The organism is Streptomyces sp. NPDC016845 (assembly GCF_044332585.1).
Taxonomy (GTDB): domain Bacteria; phylum Actinomycetota; class Actinomycetes; order Streptomycetales; family Streptomycetaceae; genus Streptomyces.
The window spans coordinates 186,991-206,810 of record NZ_JBIRPI010000004.1 but is presented as its reverse complement, the minus strand read 5'-3'; the positions used below and the strand labels follow the sequence as shown (position 1 = coordinate 206,810).

Here is a 19,820-nt window from a genome sequence, read left to right as displayed (position 1 = left end):
CGATGAGCCCGATGAGCCCGATGAGCCCGACGAACGCGGTGAGCCCGACGAACGCGCGCGCGGGGCGCATCGACGTGGAGATCGGCGAGCTGGTCCTCGACGGCTTCGGCCACGTCGACCGGGACCGGATGGCGGAGGCGTTCCGGCGCGAGCTGTCAAGACTCGTCCGGGAGCACGGTCTGCCTCTCGCCGACGCCGTCGGCCACACCGAGGATGCCGCGCTCGCCCTCGACGTGGTGTCCGGGCTGCCCCCACTGCCGCACACGGTCTCCTCGACGCGGCTGGGCGCCGCGCTAGCCCGCTCGGTGCACGCCGGACTCACGACGGGGCGCGGTGGGCGCCCGGAGCCGGGGCGCCCATGAGCGGCAACCGTACGTACGCCGAGGGCTCCGCCGCGCACGACGCCGGACAGCGCCGCCAGGCCAAGTCCCGTACGCGCAGGGCACGCAGCCGTGTCCCTGAGCCGAAGGAGATCATCACAGCGGCGGGCCATCCGCTGGACGCGGGGGTGCGCCGGGAGCTCGAAGCGCGGCTCGGCCACGACTTCGGCCAGGTCCGCGTTCACACCGACCGCGACTCCGCCGCACTGGCCGAACTGGTGGGCGCCGACGCGGTGACGGTCGGGCAGGAGATCTTCTTCGCGCCAGGCATGTTCCGTCCCGGCACGGAGGACGGCCGCCGCCTCCTCGCCCACGAACTCCTGCACACCGTGCAGTCCCCGCACCAGCCGGGCGCCCTGCGGGCGGGCAGGGACCTCGGAGCGGTGAGTTCGCCCCGGGACGCCGCCGAACGGGAGGCGGAGCGCGGCGCCCGCTCGGACGAACCGCACCCCGAGGTGACCCATGACGCCACCCCCGGCTGGCTGCGCTACGCGACGGTCAGGGCCGACCGGTTCCGTACGGAGCAACTGGACCCCGCCACGCTCGTCGACCGGCTCACGGCCGGCATCCTGCGCTCACTGCGCGGTGACCCGGCCGACGCCGCGGGCCGCGTGAGACTGCAACTGTCCAGCTTCGCCGACGAGTTGCGCGAGGCGGTCGTGGACCGTCTGGAGCGCCGGTTGCCGTCCGGCGACTATCACCGGGTGCTCGCGCTCGTCGAGGAGAGCGAGCACGGTCTTGCCGCTACGGACACGGGGCGGGCCCCGGAGCCGGTCGCGGGCCCCGCCGACGCCATGGAGGAGCCGGGACGGCTGCCGGAACCCGAACGTCTTCCGGCCGGGGGCGAGAAGGGGGAGCCGGGCAAGGGGGAGGACGGGAAGGAAGAGCCCGGCAAGGGAGACGGCCAGAAGGAGGACGGCAAGAAGGAGCCAGGCAAGGAGGACGGCAAGGAGGAGCCCGGCAAGGAGGAGCCCGGAGAAGAGAAGCCCGGCAAGGAGAAGCCCGAGGAAGAGAAGCCCGGGGAGGAGAAGGGCGCCGACGAGCGGGAGAAGCCCGGCCGGGACGCACGGAAGGGTCGCCAGGGAAAGGCGGCCGACGGCGCGCAGGGCGCGACCGGCGCCGGCGGGGCAGGACCCGCCGGGGCTCCGGCCCCCGCCACCGGTCCAGCCACCGCGACCGCAGGGTCTTTGCTCGCCGACCCGCAACAGCAGCCCGCGCAGGGCGCACGGCCGAAGGAACCCGACCGGCGTCGCGACGCGGAACCGGGCCCCGCGCGGCCGGAGCAGGTGGACCGGCTTGCCGAGGCCGAGGACAGCCCTCTCAAACGGCACGGCCTCCTCGACGACGACAAGGCCGAGCCCCACGAGGAGGAACAGCCGCTCGCCCTCGAACCGGGGGCGGGTGACGAGGTCGAGCCGCTGAAGGATGACGAGGAGGCCGCCCCCGAGCCCGCGCAGCCGGAACTCAAGCCGGAGGACTTCCTGCCCGGCACCGATCCGGACGTGTCCGCGGTCCCCACGGCCGACCGTCTCCAGCTTCCGACGAGCGGGTCGCCGCCCGCTCCCCAGGAGGCGCCGGGCTTCCCCGAACCGCCGCCGACCAAGGCGGAACAGGTCGAGGAGGAACGGGAGGACGAGGCACGGGACGAGACACAGGACGAGGCGGAGGAGGCGGCGCCGCAACCCCGGACTCCGCGCCCCGAACCGTCCGCCGCGCGGCCGGATGCGCAGGGCGCTCCCCGTACGCCCGACACCCCGGAACCGGCGGCGGACCCGGCACCCGTACGGACGACCGAAGCGGAGGCGGACGGCCGGACCGCCCGGGACCTGCAACCGCAGGGGCCCGTCGAGCACGAGGCCGGCCCCGAGCCGGGACCGGCGGAGCCCGTTGCCGCCACGGACCGCCAGGACAGCGGGCCCGGAAGGGACGACGAGCGCGGAGAAGGTACGAGGCGGTCCCCGGCCGGAGACCGCACCACCGCTTCCAACAGGGGTGCGGGGCCGGGCGGGCCGGGGCCGCAGGAGCCCGGAGTCGACGCGGACCGGCCGGGCGGCCCGCCCGCGTCCCTGGACGCCCCCGGGGCCCAACCCCCGCAGCCCGACGCCTCGTTGGAGCCAGGTGGTGGCGGCTGCGCCGGGCAGCAGCAGCCGACCACCGAGGGCGAGAAGGCCGAGGGCGGCGGGGGCGGCTGCGCGGGCGGCCAGGGCGGCGGCGAGACCAAGCAGGAGGAGAAGCCCGCCCCGCCGGACGTCTCGGGCCAGGATCCGCAGAGCGCGCTCGCCACGGCCGGGACACTGCCGCCCGATCAGATGCGTTCGACGCTGGACGGTGTGGACGGCGCCGTGGACCGTTCGGTGGGGGAGCGGCATGCCGCGCTCGAAGCGGACGCCCCGTCCGCGCAACGGCCCTCGGGCGCCCCGCGGACCCTCTCCGGTACGCCGCAGGAGGCCGCGCCGGCCGAACAGGTCCGGGAACGGGTGGAGCGCGAGGGCGCCGAGGGCGGCAAGGAGCAGCAGAAGGCGGAGGGCGAGAAGGCGAAGGGACAGAACCCGGCCGCCGACGTCAGCCGTCCGAACGTGGCGGACGACGCCGCGAACAAGGTCACCGCCGACGACGTACGGAACATGCACAACGCGGTCGGTGAGGTTCCGACGACCGACCCCGCCCTGAACGCCAGGGTCGAGGCGCCCAAGGTGGAGCTCTCCGGCGAGAGCGACCCGAAGCGGACCGACAAGCAGGCCGACAACCTGCGCGAGACCTCGGGCCGCATCCTCGCGGTCGGCCGCGAGGACACCGCCAAGCCGATGGGCGAGGACCAGATCTACCCGGACGTCCCCGCGGAGACGCTGACCGGGAACGTGCCCGGCGGGAGCGGCACCGGCGGTCGTCGCCGCGGCCGGACGGGCCCGGCCGGGGGCGGTGCCGAGTCCGGTGTCGCGATCGTCGCCCAGCAGGAGCGGGGCCCGCAGGTGCAGGCGTCGGTGGGTCAGGCGCAGGGCCGGATGACCACCGAGGAGACGAGCCGGCAGCAGGGCGAGGCCGAGGCACGCGAGCGGAGCCAGGAGGAGCAGGACAAGGCCGTCGCCGAGAACGCCGAGGCGCAGAGCGGCGAACGCGGCGAGGGGGCCCGGCTGGTCAAGGCGGAGCGCGTCCAGTGGCGCTCCGAGCAGGACCAGCGGACCGAACAGGCGGACACCGACGCCACCGCGGAGCACACCGGCAAGAACAAGGAGATCGACACCAAGCGCACCGACACCGACAAGGACGTCGGCAAGCGCCAGGACGAGGACAACAAGCAGATCCAGGACAAGCGGCAGGAGGCCGAGGAGAAGGCCCGCGAGGAGAAGAAGAACAAGGAGGAGGAGTCCGACAGCTGGTGGGGCTGGGTCAAGTCCAAGGTGAAGGCGGCGTTCGACGCGCTGCTCAGCGTGATCACCGGAATCTTCGACTTCTTCCGCGGGATCATCAACGGGATCATCGACAAGTTCCGTGAGTTCGCGAACTGGGCCATCGACCAGGCCAGGAAGTTCGCCGTCGAGCTGATCAAGAAGCTGGCGGACGCGCTGATCGCGATCGGTGACGTACTGCTCGCGGCGTTCCCCGAGTTGCGGGACAAGTTCCGCAAGAAGATCCAGCAATGGCGTGACAAGGCGATCGCCGAGGTCAACGAGTGGGCGGACAAGCTCAAGGCGGCGGTCAACAAGCTCCTCGACCTGCTCGCGGCCGGGCTCAACAAGCTGCTCAACCTGTTGGAGGCGGGGCTCAAGGCCGCCGTCAACATGGTGCGGGACGCGGTCGTCGCGGCGATCGACTTCGCGCAGAAGGCGATCGCGGCGCTCGGGCAGTTCGCGGCGCTGGTCGCGGACATCGCGCCGGACCCGGGCGGCTGGCTGCAGAAGCTGGGCGGTTCGGCGAAGGAGGGCGTCCAGAACCACCTCTGGGGCGCCGTCAAGGTCGCGGTCAAGCAGTGGTTCAACGAGAAGGTCGAGTCCGTGCTCGGGCTCGGGCGGATGGTCCTCGACGTCCTGGTCAAGGGCTGTGTCTCGATGGCACAGATCGGCCGGATGGCGTGGCAGGCGCTGGTGCAGTCCCTGCCGATGATCATCATCTCGATCGTCGTCGAGAAGGTCATCTCGATGATCATCCCTGCGGCGGGGGCGATCCTGACGATCGTCCAGGGCCTGATGGCGGCCTGGGGGACGATCAGCAAGATCATCGCGGCGTTCGGCAAGTTCTTCACCTACCTCAAGGCGGTGAAGGCGGGCCCGGCGGCGTGTCTGTTCGCCGAGGCCGTGGCGGCGGGCGTGGTCGCCCTCCTGGAGTTCATCACCAACTTCCTTCTCACCCGCCTGAAGATGGCGGCCAAGGGGGTCGGCGGCCGGCTCAAGGCGATGGCCCAGAAGATCATGGCGGGCCTGAAGAAGGCGACGAAGGGGCCGCGCGCGGCAGCGGGCGCGGCGGTGAACCGGGCCCGCGACGCCCTCCGCCGGGCCCGCCAGTCCTTCACCACCCCGCGCCGCCGCACCCCGCGCCCGACGGCCGGCCCACGCCGCACGCCGGCGTCGCGCCGCACCCCGGACTCCCGCCGCACCGGTCAGCCCCGCCGCCCGGCCGCCAAACGTCCCGCCTCCGCGGCGGGCCGCGCCCTCGACTCCGCTCGGAACGCGGCGAAGAACGCCTTGAGGCGAGTCCGCGAGGCAACGCGCCGCCTGGGCCGAAAACTGAGGAACAGCAGGGTCGGCCGCGCCCTGACGAACAGCGCGCGCAAGGTCAGGGACGCCGTCAGGAGGCAGCGGGACCGGCTGAAGGAGCGATGGAACAGGCGCAAGCAGCAGCGGGACGAGCGGCGCAAGCGGGAGAACTCGCCCCAGTCCAAGGAGCGGCGCCTGGCGCTGATCGTGGCACGGCTGCGCCCCCGGGTGCAGCGGCTGCTGGCCAAGGGAGCCGGGCATCGCGTCCATGCCGCGGTGCTGCGGGCCCTGCGTCTCTGGTACCGGCTCACCGGCCTCGACGTCAGGGGCAGGGCCGCCTTCGCGGACGTCGCCTCGCTCAACCCCGAGAAGCTCGTCATCAACGGGGCGGAGCTGGCGCCCGAGGAGGTTCTGAGGTTCATCAGAGACGTCGAGCAGGACATCAGGAAGCAGGCCGAGACCCAGAACAAGACAGCGGGGCCCACGCCCGTCGACGAGAACGAACTCCCCGTCGCCGAGGACGAGCCCGTGCTGGCATCGGCGCAACGCCGCTCGGCCCGGTTCAGCAAGGGATATCAGCCGTCGGTGGTGAACTATCAAGGGGCTGGTGGAGGGCAGGTCACCGTCACCCTGATGAGCCCGTATCCGAGAAACGCCGCCATGCTGTGGGCGCAGAAGATGAACACCGGTGAGATAGCCAGGGAGGAGCGCGGACGGTACAGCGACTCCGAGAAGCGGATCTTCGGGTCCAGGCAGTTCGGCGAGGTGTCGAGAGCGCTCGCCGCGTTCCAGCGGTCCCGCGCCGTCGACTTCGGCGCGGACCCCGGAGAAGTCGCCCTGCTCGGCACCCTGGCACATGACATCGAGCCGCGCCGAAACCCCGGTACGGCCGTCTTCTCCATCCTGCACTCGGACTTCTACGAAAGAGCGGGACAGGAGCCCACGGCGGGGGGCCAGGCCAAGCGTTTCATACGTGCCTTCCATAAACAGACCATGACTCCCGAAGGGTCGGCAGGCGGAGCCACGGAACTGAAGAAATTCCTCAACAAGAAGCCGGACGCTCTCGACAACGCGATCGATAGAAGAGTCGCCAAGCTGCGGGCCGGCGGCGTACCGGACGAACTGCTGAACGGGAATCTCAGGGACCTGCCGCAGTGGCAGCGCCAAGTGGAACTGGTGCGGCGCAGCGAGAAGGCAGTGGCTGCCGCCCAAGCTGCCGTGAAGAAGGCCGAGGCAGCCGGTGATCCGGCCGGATTGCAGGACGCGAAGAACAAGATGGCCGGCGCCCGGCGGAAGCTGGGTGCCCGGAACACCCCGCAGTACAGGTCGTTGCAGAGGCTGCAGAAGCAGCAGGACGCACTCGCTCTGGCCAACCGTGAAATCGCTTTGATCAGGAGCTGGTTCAATTCCATGGGTGCGATCGACCTCGATTCCCGAGGTAATGCGGACAAGACCAGGCAGCTGCTCTACCGGCGTATAATCAGCCGCCTTCAGACCGAATTCACGTGGTGGGTTCCGAGCAAGGGGCTGATGTAGTGAGGGCTGTGAAAGGGGCGGGCGGCTACCGGTCCCGGCGTTATGTCTTCCGGGAGTTCGACGCACTCCGAGTGGTCGACGCGCTGCTCTCGGGCAACGCATGGCAGAAGATCGCGCAGCGTCCGGCCGACCCGCAACAGGGAATTCCCCGGCTGGTCAAGTGGGAGCTGCTGCCCGGCCTGCGGGCGTCGTACTACGAGGAGGAGGCGCTGGGCGCGTCCTACGTCGTCCTCACCAGCACGCTGGGCGCGCCCTCGGTGCACAGCGCCGCTGCCGGCTTCGAGGTGCACCCGCAGGTGTACGACTTCGCGGACCTGATCGCGGAGCTCGACACCGCCTCCACGGCCGAGCGGCGGGCCGTCGCGGTGGCGAGGGCGGGACTCGGGGCCCCGCTCGCCCGTGACGACGTCTTCTTCGAGCGCATCTCCGGATGCGCGGCCGATGCCGAGCCCCAAGTGCGGCACGGGGCGTTGTGGGCCGTCTCCCTCACCGAATGGCCCGAGTTCCGTGATCTTCTGCGGTCCGTCGCGCGCGCGGACGCGGATCCGGAGCTGCGTGAACTGGCCCGGGAGACACTCACCGACTTCGATGAGCTGGACCGGGAGGACCGGTGACCCGCTACGCCGACCTGCCCAAACCCGTCCGCTCCGGCCTCGTCCTCATCGACCCGCTGCGCGGCACCCCCCAGCGCGTCATCGTCCTGCAGTTCAACCCCGACTCCCTGGAGCGGTCGCTCGCTCCGCAGGGCGCCGGGGCCGAAGGGGCCGGGGACCGGACCGAGGCTTTGCGGATCAAGGGGCCCGCGGTCGAGTCCTGGAAGTTCACCGCGGAGATCGACGCGACCGACCAGTTGGAGGTCGCCGCCCCCGACGGTATCCAGCCGGAGCTGGCCGCCCTGGAGATGCTGGTGCACCCGCCGAGCACGCAGGTCCGGCAGAACCAGGCCCTCGCCGCCCTCGGCACGCTCGAGATCACGCCGATCGAGAGCCCGCTGACCTTGTTCACCTGGGGCAGCAAACGGGTCCTGCCCGTACGCCTGACCGAACTCACCGTCACCGAGGAGGCGTTCGACGTGGAGCTGAATCCCTTACGCGCGACCGTCGGCATCGGACTTCGGGTGCTCAACGTCAACGACCTGCCGACCGGACACCGCGGCGCCGAGCTGTACCTCGCGCACCTCGCGCAGAAGGAGCGACTGGCCGGACGCGCGGCACCGGGGCGCACCACCGCCCTGGGACTCGGAAACGGAGGAGCGTTCTGATGAGTGTTCCGATGACCGGCACAGCGAACGGCGAACCCCGCGACCCGTCGGCCGCCATACCCGTCGCCACCACCACGTACCCCCGCACCAGCCGCTACTACAACACCCCCGTCGCCGTGCACACCGAGCCCGACGGACGCGAACTCCCGTACCTGCGGCGCCGGTTGCTGCCCGACCCCGCCACTCTCGGCACCCTCGCCGAGCACACCGTCAGCACCGGCGACCGGCTCGACCTCCTCGCGCACCGCTACCTCGGCAGCGCCGACCAGTGGTGGCAGATCGCCGACGCCAACCCGGCCCTCGACCCCGCCGAGCTGACCGGAACCCCCGGCCGGCGCATCCGGATCGCCCTGCCCCCCGGCGTGCCCGGGGCGGCCGGGGACGGGGGCCTCCATGGTTGACGTCAGCACCGGACCCATCCGGCTCACTCTCCTCATGGGGCCGCAGATCCCGGTCCCCGTCCCCGCGCCCGTCACCGACGCGCTGCTCTCCGCGCAGGTCACCGTGGCCTCGGGACAGCGCAGCGGCTTCCAGCTCTCCTTCGACCTCTCGAAGAACGGGCTCATCAACACCACCCTGCTGCCCGCCGGATTCTTCGACCCCAAGATCAGGGTCGTCCTCGCCGCGACCGTCCAGGGCGCCGTGACCGTCCTGATGGACGGGGTGCTGATCCGCCAGGAGGTCGGGGTCAGCAACCAGCCCGGCCAGTCCACCCTCACCGTCACCGGCGAGGACCTGACCGTACTGATGGACCTGGAGGAGCGGGCGGCGGTGCCGTACCCCGCGATGGGGCCCGCCGCCCGCGTCGCCGCGATCATCTCCCAGTACGCGCAGTACGGGATCGCCCCGCTCGTCGTCCCGGAACTGGTGCCGCAGACCCCGCTGCCCACTCAGCGCATCGACTTCCAGAAGGGCACCGACCTGGGTTACGTCACCGACCTAGCCAAGGCCAACGGCTACGTCTTCTACCTCGACCCCGGACCGCTGCCCGGCATGAGCCGCGCCTACTGGGGTCCTGAGGTGCGGCTCGGCGTCCCGCAGCACGCGCTCAACGTCAACATGGACGCGCTCTCCAACGTCGACCAGCTCACCTTCGCCTTCGACGGCACCGCCCGCGAGGAGCCACAGGCCCGCGTGCAGATCCCGGCCACCCGGGTCTCCGCCATCCTGCCCGTCCCCGAAGTGAGCGTGCTGCGACCGCCGTTGGCGCTCAAGCCGGCGCCCGCGCTGAAGAAGAGGGTCATCGCCGACACCGCCAAGAAGGACGCGGGGCAGGCGCTCGCGGAGACCCTCGCCAAGGCCGCCGAGTCGGCCGACGCCGTCACCGGCTCGGGCCAGCTCGACGTCGTCCGCTACGGCCATGTGCTCAGACCCCGCGAACTCGTCGGCGTGCGCGGAGCGGGGATCACCTACGACGGCCTGTACTTCGTCAAGAGCGTCACCCACAACCTGCAACGCGGCGCCTACACCCAGAACTTCACCCTCGCCCGCGAGGGACTCATCCCGCTCACACCCGTCGTCGTCCCCTGACCCGGCCCCGCACCACCGCCCGATCCGCCCGCCCGACCCGTACGACCGTCCAGGAGCCCCCGTATGGCCGCTGAACCAGCCCGTCGCTACCTCGGCAAGTACCGGGGCACTGTCGAGAGCACCGCCGACCCCCAGGGGATCGGCCGCATCACGGCGAAGGTGCCCGACATCCTCGGCGACGAGCCGTCGACCTGGGCCATGCCCAGCTTCCCGGTGGCCGGACCCGGCATGGGCCATTACGCCGTACCGCCGTCCGGCGCAGGGGTCTGGATCGAGTTCGAGCAGGGCGACATCAACTACCCGGTCTGGACCGGCTGCTGGTACGGATCGTCCGCCGAGGTCCCGCAGTCCGCCGACGCGGGCGCGGCCGGCCGCAGGAACACCGTCCTGCAGACCGGACTCCAGTGCCGGATCGTGCTCTCCGACGACCCCGAGACCGGGCTGACGCTCAAGGCCCCGAGCGGCGCCTCGATCGTCGTCAACGACTCCGGGATCCACATCGACAACGGCAACGGGGCGAAGGTCTCGCTGTCCGGCAACACCGTGACCATCAACGACGACGCGTTCAGCGTCACCTGACGGGGGACCACCCATGCCCGGAAACGTGCTGCACGCGAACGCGACCGTCACCTGTCCGCACGGCGCGCCCGCCACCGTCCAGCCGGCGCAGTCCCGCGTCGTGGTGGACGGCCGCTTCGCCTCCGTCACCGCCGACCTGTACACGGTCACGGGGTGCCCCTTCACCGTCGGCAACAAGCCGCAGCCGTGCACCACGATCCGCTGGCAGGGCCCGTCGTCCCGGATCCGCGCGGGCGGCTCGCCGGTCCTGCTCCAGTCGTCCACGGGGACCGGGCACAGCGCGGAACAGGCGCCGCAGGGCGACGCGACGGTCTCCGTGGTGCAGCAGCGGGCGGTGGGCCGGTGAACCTCTCCCGCGCGCGCCGCACCGACATCGCCTTCCCGTTACGGATCGACGCCAGGGGACGTACCGCGGAGGCCGGCTACGACGACCACGTCCGCGACATGATCGAACAACTCCTCTTCACCAGCCCCGGGGAGCGGGTGATGCGCCCCGACTTCGGCTGCGGCCTCCTCGACCTGGTCTTCGCGCCCAACAGCCCCGAACTCGCCGCCACCCTCCACCTCTCCGTGCAGGCCGCCCTCCAGCGCTGGCTCGGCGACGTGATCACGGCCGAGTCCCTGGACGTGGAGAGCGAGGACAACGTGGTCCGGGTGCGCCTCGTCTACGAGGTGCTGCGCACCGGCACCCGCCGCGACGACGCGTTCGAGGGGCCCGAGGGGCCCGAAAGGAGGGGAGCCGCGTGAAACAGACGCAGAACGGCCCCGGCGGCGCGACCGAATGCCATGGCACACAACGGCGCAGGGCGGACGTCCGCGCGGCCCGGCTCAACGGAGTCGACGGCGTCGAGGTGAGCGACGACGGGCGCACCCTCACCGTGACCTTCCTGGGCAGGGCGCCGCGCCACATCGGCCCGGAGAACGTCCGTATCGACGGCGGGCGCCGTGTCACCGGCATCCGCGCCGTCGACGTGAGCGCGGAGCGGGCGGAGGACCCGGACTACGACGACCTGCTGCACGTCGCACTCGACCGGGCGGGCGACACGTCCACCTACCGGCTGAGTGTGGTGGAGAGCGCCGCGTACGGGCGGCCCGGCACCCGGCCGTACCACGGCTTCGATCCCCGCTACGGCGGCGCCGACTTCACGTTCGGGCCGTCCTGCCCGACCGCCCTCGACTGCTCACCCGTGCCCCGCGAGTGTCCGCCCGCGCGCGCCGGCCGCCCGGTCATCGACTACACCGCCCGTGACTACGACAGCCTGCGCCGCCTGCTGCTCGACCGCATGAGCCTGACCACGCCCGCCTTGACCGAACGGCACGTCCCCGACCTGGGCGTCACCCTCGTCGAACTGCTCGCCCACACCGCCGACCGGCTCGCCTACCAGCAGGACGCGGTGGCCACCGAGGCGTACCTCGACACGGCCAGGCGCCGGGTGTCCGTACGACGCCACGTACGGCTCGTCGACTACGCGATGCACGACGGGTGCAACGCCCGCGCGTTCGTGGCCCTGGAGACCGAGCGCGAGGTCGAACTGCGCGCGGGCACCTACCGGTTCGCGGCCGTCGACGTCAGCGGGCTCGACCCCAGGGAGCGGCCCGACCTCGGCACGGTCGTCACCGACGAGGACCTGGACGCGCTCGCGGCCCGCGCCGACGTCCTGGAAATCTTCGAGCCGCTGCACACCCGCGACGTCACCGTACGGCCGCAGCACAACGCGATCCGCTTCTGGGCATGGGGCGACGAGGAGTGCTCCCTGCCCGTCGGCGCGACCTCGGCGACGCTGCGCGACGCCTGGACGGACGAGGACTCCCTCGAAGGCACGGGGCGTGCGCGGCTGCTGGACCTCGGACCCGGAGACCTGCTCCTCGTCGAGGAAGTGCTCGGCCCCCGTACCGGCGCGCCCGCCGACGCCGACCCCGCGCACCGGCAGGCCGTCCGTCTCACCTCCGTCACCCCGCTCGTGGACGAGCTGTACGACCAGCCGGTCGTCGAGGTCGCCTGGGACGACGCCGACGCCCTGACCTTCCCGGTGACCCTGTCCGCGCGCGGCGGCCCCGACTGCCGGCTGATCGACGGCATCAGCCTCGTACGGGGGAACGTGGTGCCCGCCGATCACGGCCGCTCCCTGACGTTCTGCGGCACCGCCGCCGAACGCTTCCGGGTGCCGCCCGAGCCGGTGACCCTCCCGCCGTGCGGGCCGCCGGACTCCGGCTGCGGCGACCGGGACGGGGGCAGCGCCACCGCCCAGGACCTGCACCGGCTGCTCGCCCTGGCCGAGGCGGGGCACCAGCTGACCCCCGGCCAGGTCCGGGAAGCGCGCGGCCTGGTGGGTGAGGAAGCGGTCACCCGGGCCGGGATCGGGACGCGTCTGCACATCGCCGCCGGTTCCGACCCCGAGGAGCGGGTCGCACCGCCCACGGCGGACGCGCAGGCCGACGCCCTTCGGACGCTGCTCGCCCAGGTGACGTATCCGGGCCTGCCGGTCCGCTTCCGGCCGGTCCTGCGCGGGACGCCGGTCACCCAGGCCGCGCCGTACCCGGACCCCCGGCAGATCGCGGCGGCCCAGGCGCGACTCCTTGTCACGATCCCCGAGCGGGTCCGGGCGCGTCTGGAGGAGCTGTGGCGCAAGGCGCGCGAGCACCACGAGCTGTCCCGTTCCGAGATCGCCGAACTCACCGTCCTGTTCGGTGCCCAGGTCCTGGACGAGGTACGGCCGGCCGACCATCCGGCCCGCGCGCTGCGTGACCTGCTGTCCCGCCGCGACCGGCTGCTCGCGGGCAAGCTCCGGCGGCTGGCGGTCCTCGTCGCCCGCGCCAGGGCAGGCACCGTCCTCGACGCCAGAACGGCCTGGGAGGTCCGCCACTGCTGGGGCCGCGCCTACGCCCACGGCCTCCACCCGGCCGAGCCCGCGCTGACCGGACCCGCCGCCGCTCTGGCCGCACCCGATCCCCGTACGGCGCTCCCGGCCGTGACCGCGGCCGTCGGTGACGAGGTGTGGACGCCGCGCCGCGACCTGCTGTCCGACGGGCGGCGGGAGCGGCACTTCGTGGGTGAGCTGGAGGACGACGGCCGGCTCGCCCTGCGCTTCGGCGACGGCCGCCACGGGGCGCCGCCCCCGCCCGGCGCGGACCTCGACGTCTCCTACCGGACCGGCAACGGCCCCGACGGCAACGTCGGCGCGGAGTCCATCAACCACCTCGTGTTCTGTGCGGGGCACCGCGAGCGCCCCGAGGGAGTGGTCCGGGTGCGCAACCCGCTGCCCGCCGTCGGCGGCACGGCCCCCGAATCCCTGGCGGACGTGCGGCAGTTCGCCCCGCTCGCGCTGCGCCGCACCCGGCTGCGCGCGGTGACCGCCGACGACTACGCGGAGCTGGCCACGGCGGTGCCGGGGGTGCAGCGCGCCGCCGCCGACCTGCGCTGGACCGGCAGCGTCGTGGAGGTCCACGTCGCCGTCGACCCGCTCGGCGACGCGGCGTCGAGCGCGGATGCGCGGCTGCTCGACGCCGTGGCGGACACCCTGGAGCGCTACCGGCGCATCGGGCACGACGTGGTGGTCCACCCGGCCCGCACGGTCCCGCTCGACATCGAACTGACCGTGTGCGTCGCCCCCGGCCGGCAGCGCGGCCACGTCCTCGCCGCACTGCGCCGCGCCCTCGGCACCACCAGGCTCCCCGACGGACGGACCGGCCTCTTCCACCCGGACGCCCTGACCTTCGGCGACCCCGTGCGCGTCAGCCGTCTGGTGGCCGCCGCCGCCGCGGTGCCCGGCGTGCTCAGCGCCCGGGTGACGCGGCTGCGCCGGCTGTTCCGCGACGACGACGGAGAACTGGAGGCCGGGGTGCTGCCCCTGGGCCCCCTGGAGATCGCCCAGTGCGACAACGACCCCGACCGGCCGGAGAACGGCCGGCTCTCCCTCGTGATCGGAGGCGGCCGATGACCGGCACCTGCCACTGCGGCTGCGCGGACGGCCAGGCCGGCGCGGAAGCGGGCCCGCCGCCCGGCGCCGACACGCTGGCCCTGCGGACCGCCGGCCACGCCGACTTCCTGTCCGCCATGCTCGCCCGCCTCTCCAGTCCGGCCTACCCGGCGCTGCGCGGACTGACCGCCCGTACCCCCGACGACCCGGCCATCGCGCTCCTCGACGCCTGGGCGGTCCTCGGCGACCTGCTGACCTTCTACTCGGAGCGGATCGCCGACGAGGGGTACCTGCGCACCGCCACCGAGGAACACTCCCTGGCCCTGCTCGGCAGGCTCGTCGGCCACAGGGCCCGGCCCGGCGTCGCGGCCGACACCTATCTGGCGTACGGCCTCGACCGTGATCCGCGCCCGGGTGAGGACCCCACGGTGACGATCGCGCGCGGCGCGCGCAGCCAGAGCGTCCCGGGACCGGGGGAGGAGGCACAGCCCTTCGAGACGTCGGAGGCGCTCGCGGCCCGCTGGTCGTGGAACGAGCTGCGGATCCTGCGGCGCCGCCCCTACCGGATCACGGCGCGCTCCCTCCAGGAGCGGCAGCAGCTGATCGTCGCGGGGACCGCCAACAACCTGAAGGCCGGTGATCAGCTGCTCCTGGTGTTCAGCGCGGAGAAGAGCGCCGACCGCTCGCTGCGCACCCTGCTCACGGTGTCCGACGCCCGTATCGACCGCGACGACGCCGTGACGGTCATCGGCCTGCCGGGGCCCGCCCTGCCGTCCCTGGAGGATCTGGTCGCGGAGGCCCGGGAGTGGGTCACCGACGCGGAGAGCGGGCCCAACAGCCCCTGGCCCGGGGGGAGCCGGCTGGTCGTGGACTTCGACGACCAGGTGCTCACCCCGCTCCGCGCGGACCTGGACGAGCTGACGACGCCGACCGCGTTCGCCGCACGCCTGGACGCCACCGTCGAACGCGCCCACGAGGCCGAGGAGCTGGCGCGGGACCACGACGAGGTGGCCGACTGGTTCGCACGCCTGGCGGAAGGGCTCGACCGGCTGAGCGAACAGGCGCGGGCGCTCGAGCCGCCGCAGCCCGACGAGACCCCGGGCCACCCCGCCCCGGCCCACCCCGCGCTCGCGGCCCTCGGCGCGCTGCTGCCCGCCCTGCGCACGGCCCCCGTACGGCCGCCGCTCACCGCACGTCATCTGGCCCGGAACCCCGCGCAGATCTTCGCGCCCGGCGCCGACCTCGCCCCGCACCTCCTCGCCGGGCTCGACCCGCGGCTGCGCGAGGGCCTCTTCGACGCCTGGCGGCAGACCGACGCGACGGCGCCGTCGGCGCTGCGCGAGCTGCGGGCGATGCGGGTGACCGCGACCCCGTTCGGCGCGACCGCGCCCCTGAAACCGGTCTACCAGGGCAATCAGGTCGTCCGGTACGAGGACTGGCCGCTGACCGGGTCGAAGTTCATCAGCATGAAGGTCGGCTTCGACGAGGAGAGGGGCGCGGTGCCGGACCGCGTCGACTTCACCTATGTGGAGGGCGGCGGATCCGTGCAGGCGGGGTACGCGCTGCCGTTCACCGGCACGGTCGACTTCGGCCCCGGCAGGGTCAAGCTGACGACGACACGTCCTGAGCCGGAGCCGGAGCCGGAGCCGGGCCCCGGGGCCGCCGAGCCCCCCGAGCCCGGTGTGAAGGCGGAGCTTCAGGCCGAGTTGCCCGTACGCACCCTCTTCGTCTCCGAGAAAGAGGGCATGGAGCAGGACTTCGTCCACGTCACCATCGGGAACGGCACCACCCTCGACCACCGGCTCGCCCCGGGGGAGCAGGCGCCGCCCGAGGACCACGGCGGCCTCCGCGTCACCGTGGGCCGGTCCGTGGCAGGGTCCGACCCGGCCGTGGAGATCACCCTCACCTCCCAGCTGTCCCAGACCTCCCGGAACGTCATCGCACTGGACGCCGTGTACGAGGGGATCGCGCCCGGCAGCTGGGTGGCGGTCCACCGCCCCCGCAAGGGCGCCGCGGGCCAGATCCCCGGCGATCCGAAGCTGTCGCTCGTCATCACCCGGGTCACCGGTGTGCGGGTGCTGTCCCGCGCGGACTTCGGCATCACCGGCAAGGTCACCGAACTGACCCTGGAGGACCGCTGGCTGGACGAGCACGACGTCCTGCTCTCGCACATCAGGGACACCACCGTGTACGCGCGCGGCGAGCCCCTGACCGTCGCCGACGAGGAGGTCACCGACGACGTGCGCGGCAACCGGATCGAGCTGGCCGACCTGTACGACGGCCTCGACCTCGGCCGCTGGATCGTCGTCACCGGGGAACGCACCGACATCCCCGGCACGCCAGGGGTACAGGGCACGGAGCTGACGATGATCGCCGGTGTCGAGCAGTCCGTGGACCCGCGGATCCCGGGCGACGCCGTGCACACCACACTCACCCTGAGCGCCGCCCTGGCCCACAGCTACCGGCGCGACACCGTCAAGATCCTCGGCAACGTCGTGCACGCCACCCACGGCGCCACCCGCGACGAACCGATCGGCAGCGGCGACGCCTCGCGCACGGGCCAGACCTTCGCCCTGTGGCAGTCCCCGCTCACCTGGCTCGCGGCCGACACCCCGCTCGGGGCGAGCAGCACCCTGGAGGTACGGGTCGACGGGGTGCTCTGGCACGAGACGGACAGCCTCGCGGGCCGCGCCCCGGACGAGCGGGTGTACGTCACCGGCGTCACCGAGGGCGGCCGGACGACCGTCACCTTCGGCGACGGCGTGCACGGCGCTCGGCTGCCCACCGGGCACGAGAACGTCCGGGCCCGCTACCGGGTCGGCGTCGGCCGCGCCGCCAACGTCAAGGCGGGGCGCATCACCCAGCTCACCACCCGCCCGCTCGGCGTCAGCTCGGTCGTCAACCCGTTGCCCGCGACGGGCGGCGCCGACCCGGACGGCCCGGGGTCGGCGCGCCGGAACATCCCCCTCGCCGTCACCGCCCTGGACCGGCTCGTCTCGGTGCCCGACTACGCGGACTTCGCCCGCGCCCGGGCCGGGATCGGCCGCGCGAGCGCGCGCCAACTCTCCGACGGGGCACGGCAGATCGTGCACGTCACGGTGGCGGGCGTCGACGACATCCCGCTGGCCGCCGACTCCGACGTCGTCCGCACCCTGCACTCCTCGCTCACCGCCTTGGGCGACCCGGGGCTGCCGGTCGTCGTCGCCGTCCGGGAGCCGGTCCTGCTGGTCGTCGTCGCCGGGGTCAAGGTCCACCCCGACCACCGGTGGGACCTGGTGGAGCCGCGGGTGCGGCGCGCACTGCTCGCCCGCCTCGGCTACGCCGGACGCGAGCTCGGCCAGAGCGCCCACCTGTCCGAGGTGCTGGCCGCCGCGCAGGCCGTACCGGGCGTCGACCACGTGGACGTCGACGCGTTCACCGGCGTGCCCGGCAGTGTCACCCCGGCAGGCCTCGAAGCACTGGGCGAGCGGCTGACCGCACCCCAGCCGGTGGTGGAGGCCCGCCTCGCCCGCTACGAGGAGGAGCTCCACCGGGTGGCGCGGGACGGGGAGACCCTCACCTATGTAGCCGCCCGGCACGGCATCTCCGTCGCCGAACTGCTGCGGCTCAACCCCGACATCACCGACACCTCGCCGCTCGCGAAGGGCCGCTCGGTGTTCGTCTTCCGCGGTGTCCGCCCGGCGCAGCTGGCACTGCTGTCCCCAGACGTACCGGACACGCTGATCCTCAAGGAGGTCCGCGCATGACCAGGGAGCCCGACGGGCTGTACGGGCTGCTGCCGCAGTGGCACCGGCTGCGCGACGCCGAGACCGGGGAGACGCTGCGGGCCCTGCTCGCCGTCATCGCCGAGCAGGCCGATGTGGTCCGGGCCGGCATCGAGGCCACGTACGACGACTGGTTCATCGAGACCTGCGCCGACTGGGCCGTGCCCTACCTCGGCGACCTCGTCGGCTTCAGGCTGCCGCCCGGCTACGAGGAAGCGCTCGCGCTGCGGCCCGGCGGCCCGCTCGCCGAACGGCTCGCCCCGCGCCGGGACGTCGCCGCCACCGTCGCGGGCCGCCGCCGCAAAGGCACCCTGGCGCTGTTGGAGGAGCTGTCCGCGTCGGTCGCCGAATGGCCCGCGCGCGCCGTGGAGTTCTCCCGGCTCCTCTCCTCCGCCCAGCCGGTCCGCCTGTACGGGGCGGGCGAGGAGGCGGCCGACGCCCGCAGGGTGGCCCGCGGCCGCCTCGCCGACGTGCGCGACGGCGCGGGACTCGACCTGCTCGGCGGTCCCTTCGACCCGGCCGCCCACACCGTGGACGTACGCCGGGCCGGATCGGCGCGACGCCAGGGCGGGTACACGCCCGCGGGCGTCGGCCTCTTCGTGTGGCGTCTCAAGCCGTACTCGGTCACCCGGGCGCCCGCCTACTGCGTGGACCGCGCCAGGAACCTGTACACCTTCTCCCTCCTCGGCAACGACACCCCGCTGGTGGCCCGCCCGGAGCCCGAACCCTCGCCGTCCCACCTCGCGGGCGCCGACCACGTCCCCGCCTACCTGCGGCGCCGGGCGCTCGCCGACGGGCTCACCGACCACTACGGCCCCGGCAAGAGCCTCACCATCTGGCGCGACGGACACGAGGAGCCCGTCGCACCCGCCGACCTCGTCGTGGCCGATCTGACGGACTGGACCTACCGGCCCCGGCGCGGCCAGGTCGCGGTGGACCCGGTGCTCGGCCGGATCGCGTTCGGCGCCCGCTCCGCCCCGCGCCGCGGCGTCTGGGTCACCTACCACTACGCGTTCGCCGACGACACCGGGGGAGGGGAGTACCCGCGCGAGCGCACCACGCCGCGCGGCGCCCCCGTCTACCGGGTCGGCCCGGACCAGCCCGACGAGCGGATCACCGACGCCTACGAGCGGTGGCGGGCGGAGGGCGGCACGGAAGCCGTCATCGAGATCACCCACAGCGGCACCTACCAGGAACAGCTCGACTTCGACCTGCGCCCCGGCGACCGACTGGAGCTGCGCGCCGCCGAGGGCACCAGGCCCGTCATCCGCCTCCTGGACTGGTACAGCAACCGCCCCGACGCGCTCAACATCCGCGGCAACGAAGGAGACGGCCCCCCGCCGCGCATGACCTTGGACGGACTCCTGATCACCGGCCGCGGCGTCAACGTCACCGGGCCCGTCGGCGCCGTCGTCATCCGGCACTGCACCCTGGTCCCCGGCTGGTCCCTGGAGCCCCACTGCGAGCCGCACTCCCCGCAGGAGCCCAGCCTCGTCCTGGAGTGCACCACGGCCTGCGTCCAGATCGAACGGTCCGTCCTCGGCACGATCCTGGTCTCCGGCGACGAGGTGGGCACGGACCCGGTCCACATCCACCTCGCCGACAGCGTCCTGGACGCCACGGGCCCGGACCGCGAGGCGCTGTCCGCGCCCGAGTGCCGGCACGCCCACGCGGTGCTGCACGCCCACCGCACGACCGTCCTCGGCGAAGTGCACGTCCACGCCGTCGAAAGCGCCGAGGACACCATCTTCACCGGCCGCCTGCACGTGGCCCGCCGCTCCCTCGGCTGCCTGCGCTTCTCCTACGTCCCACCCGGCTCCCGCACCCCGCGCCGCTACCACTGCCAGCCCGACGAGGTCCGCGGCGCCGAACGCGAGCGCGCCGAACGCGACGGCGGCGACCCCGCCGACCTCCCCGGCCGCCAGGACGCCGAGGCCCAGCGCGTACGGCCGCTGTTCACCAGCGAACGGTACGGAACGCCCGACTACGCCCGGCTCGCCCGGCGCTGCGCACCGGAGATCACCCGCGGCGCCGAGGACGGCAGCGAACTCGGCGTCTACCACGACCTGTTCCAGCCCCAGCGCGAGGACGGTCTGCGCGCACGGCTCGAGGAGTTCGTACCGGCGGGCACCGACGCCGGAATCATCCACGTCACCTGAGCG

At 73.2% G+C, this 19,820-nt stretch carries 12 protein-coding genes; all 12 read left to right on the top strand.

Features of this window, described 5'->3' with window-relative positions:
* The first annotated feature begins 11 nt into the window (after positions 1 to 11).
* The 12 genes from ACH4RC_RS14000 (at position 12) to ACH4RC_RS13945 (ending at position 19,817) form a co-directional block, all read left to right on the top strand.
* On the top strand, positions 12 to 362 hold the full coding sequence (locus tag ACH4RC_RS14000) for a hypothetical protein (protein WP_398199599.1): 351 nt from the start codon (positions 12 to 14) through the stop codon (positions 360 to 362).
* Complete coding sequence (locus tag ACH4RC_RS13995; protein WP_398199596.1) at positions 359 to 6,607, top strand: DUF4157 domain-containing protein; 6,249 nt, start codon at positions 359 to 361, stop codon at positions 6,605 to 6,607. The genes ACH4RC_RS14000 and ACH4RC_RS13995 overlap by 4 nt, the downstream gene beginning before the upstream one ends.
* Positions 6,607 to 7,221: a hypothetical protein gene (locus tag ACH4RC_RS13990; protein ID WP_398199593.1), complete on the top strand. Its 615-nt coding sequence runs from the start codon at positions 6,607 to 6,609 to the stop codon at positions 7,219 to 7,221. The genes ACH4RC_RS13995 and ACH4RC_RS13990 overlap by 1 nt, the downstream gene beginning before the upstream one ends.
* Positions 7,218 to 7,868: a hypothetical protein gene (locus ACH4RC_RS13985; protein ID WP_398199590.1), complete on the top strand. Its 651-nt coding sequence runs from the start codon at positions 7,218 to 7,220 to the stop codon at positions 7,866 to 7,868. The genes ACH4RC_RS13990 and ACH4RC_RS13985 overlap by 4 nt, the downstream gene beginning before the upstream one ends.
* Positions 7,868 to 8,269 (top strand): LysM domain-containing protein, encoded by a 402-nt coding sequence (locus tag ACH4RC_RS13980; protein ID WP_398199587.1) that lies wholly within the window; start codon positions 7,868 to 7,870, stop codon positions 8,267 to 8,269. The genes ACH4RC_RS13985 and ACH4RC_RS13980 overlap by 1 nt, the downstream gene beginning before the upstream one ends.
* On the top strand, positions 8,262 to 9,398 hold the full coding sequence (locus ACH4RC_RS13975; RefSeq protein ID WP_398199584.1) for a hypothetical protein: 1,137 nt from the start codon (positions 8,262 to 8,264) through the stop codon (positions 9,396 to 9,398). Before ACH4RC_RS13980 ends, ACH4RC_RS13975 begins: the two co-directional genes overlap by 8 nt.
* Positions 9,399 to 9,461: 63 nt before the next feature.
* Positions 9,462 to 9,977 carry a phage baseplate assembly protein V gene (locus tag ACH4RC_RS13970; RefSeq protein WP_398199582.1) on the top strand — a complete coding sequence of 172 codons (516 nt, stop codon included), beginning with the start codon at positions 9,462 to 9,464 and terminating at the stop codon, positions 9,975 to 9,977.
* A 13-nt stretch (positions 9,978 to 9,990) separates the two neighbouring features.
* Positions 9,991 to 10,323 (top strand): hypothetical protein, encoded by a 333-nt coding sequence (locus ACH4RC_RS13965; RefSeq protein WP_398199579.1) that lies wholly within the window; start codon positions 9,991 to 9,993, stop codon positions 10,321 to 10,323.
* The gene (locus ACH4RC_RS13960) at positions 10,320 to 10,724 is read left to right on the top strand and encodes a GPW/gp25 family protein (protein ID WP_398199577.1); all 405 of its coding nucleotides are present in this window, start codon (positions 10,320 to 10,322) and stop codon (positions 10,722 to 10,724) included. The genes ACH4RC_RS13965 and ACH4RC_RS13960 overlap by 4 nt, the downstream gene beginning before the upstream one ends.
* A complete protein-coding gene (locus ACH4RC_RS13955; RefSeq protein WP_398199575.1) occupies positions 10,721 to 13,915 on the top strand; it encodes a putative baseplate assembly protein in 3,195 nt (1,064 codons plus the stop codon). The genes ACH4RC_RS13960 and ACH4RC_RS13955 overlap by 4 nt, the downstream gene beginning before the upstream one ends.
* The gene (locus ACH4RC_RS13950; RefSeq protein WP_398199572.1) at positions 13,912 to 17,640 is read left to right on the top strand and encodes a putative baseplate assembly protein; all 3,729 of its coding nucleotides are present in this window, start codon (positions 13,912 to 13,914) and stop codon (positions 17,638 to 17,640) included. Before ACH4RC_RS13955 ends, ACH4RC_RS13950 begins: the two co-directional genes overlap by 4 nt.
* Complete coding sequence (locus ACH4RC_RS13945; protein WP_398199569.1) at positions 17,637 to 19,817, top strand: hypothetical protein; 2,181 nt, start codon at positions 17,637 to 17,639, stop codon at positions 19,815 to 19,817. The genes ACH4RC_RS13950 and ACH4RC_RS13945 overlap by 4 nt, the downstream gene beginning before the upstream one ends.
* Positions 19,818 to 19,820 lie beyond the last annotated feature (3 nt).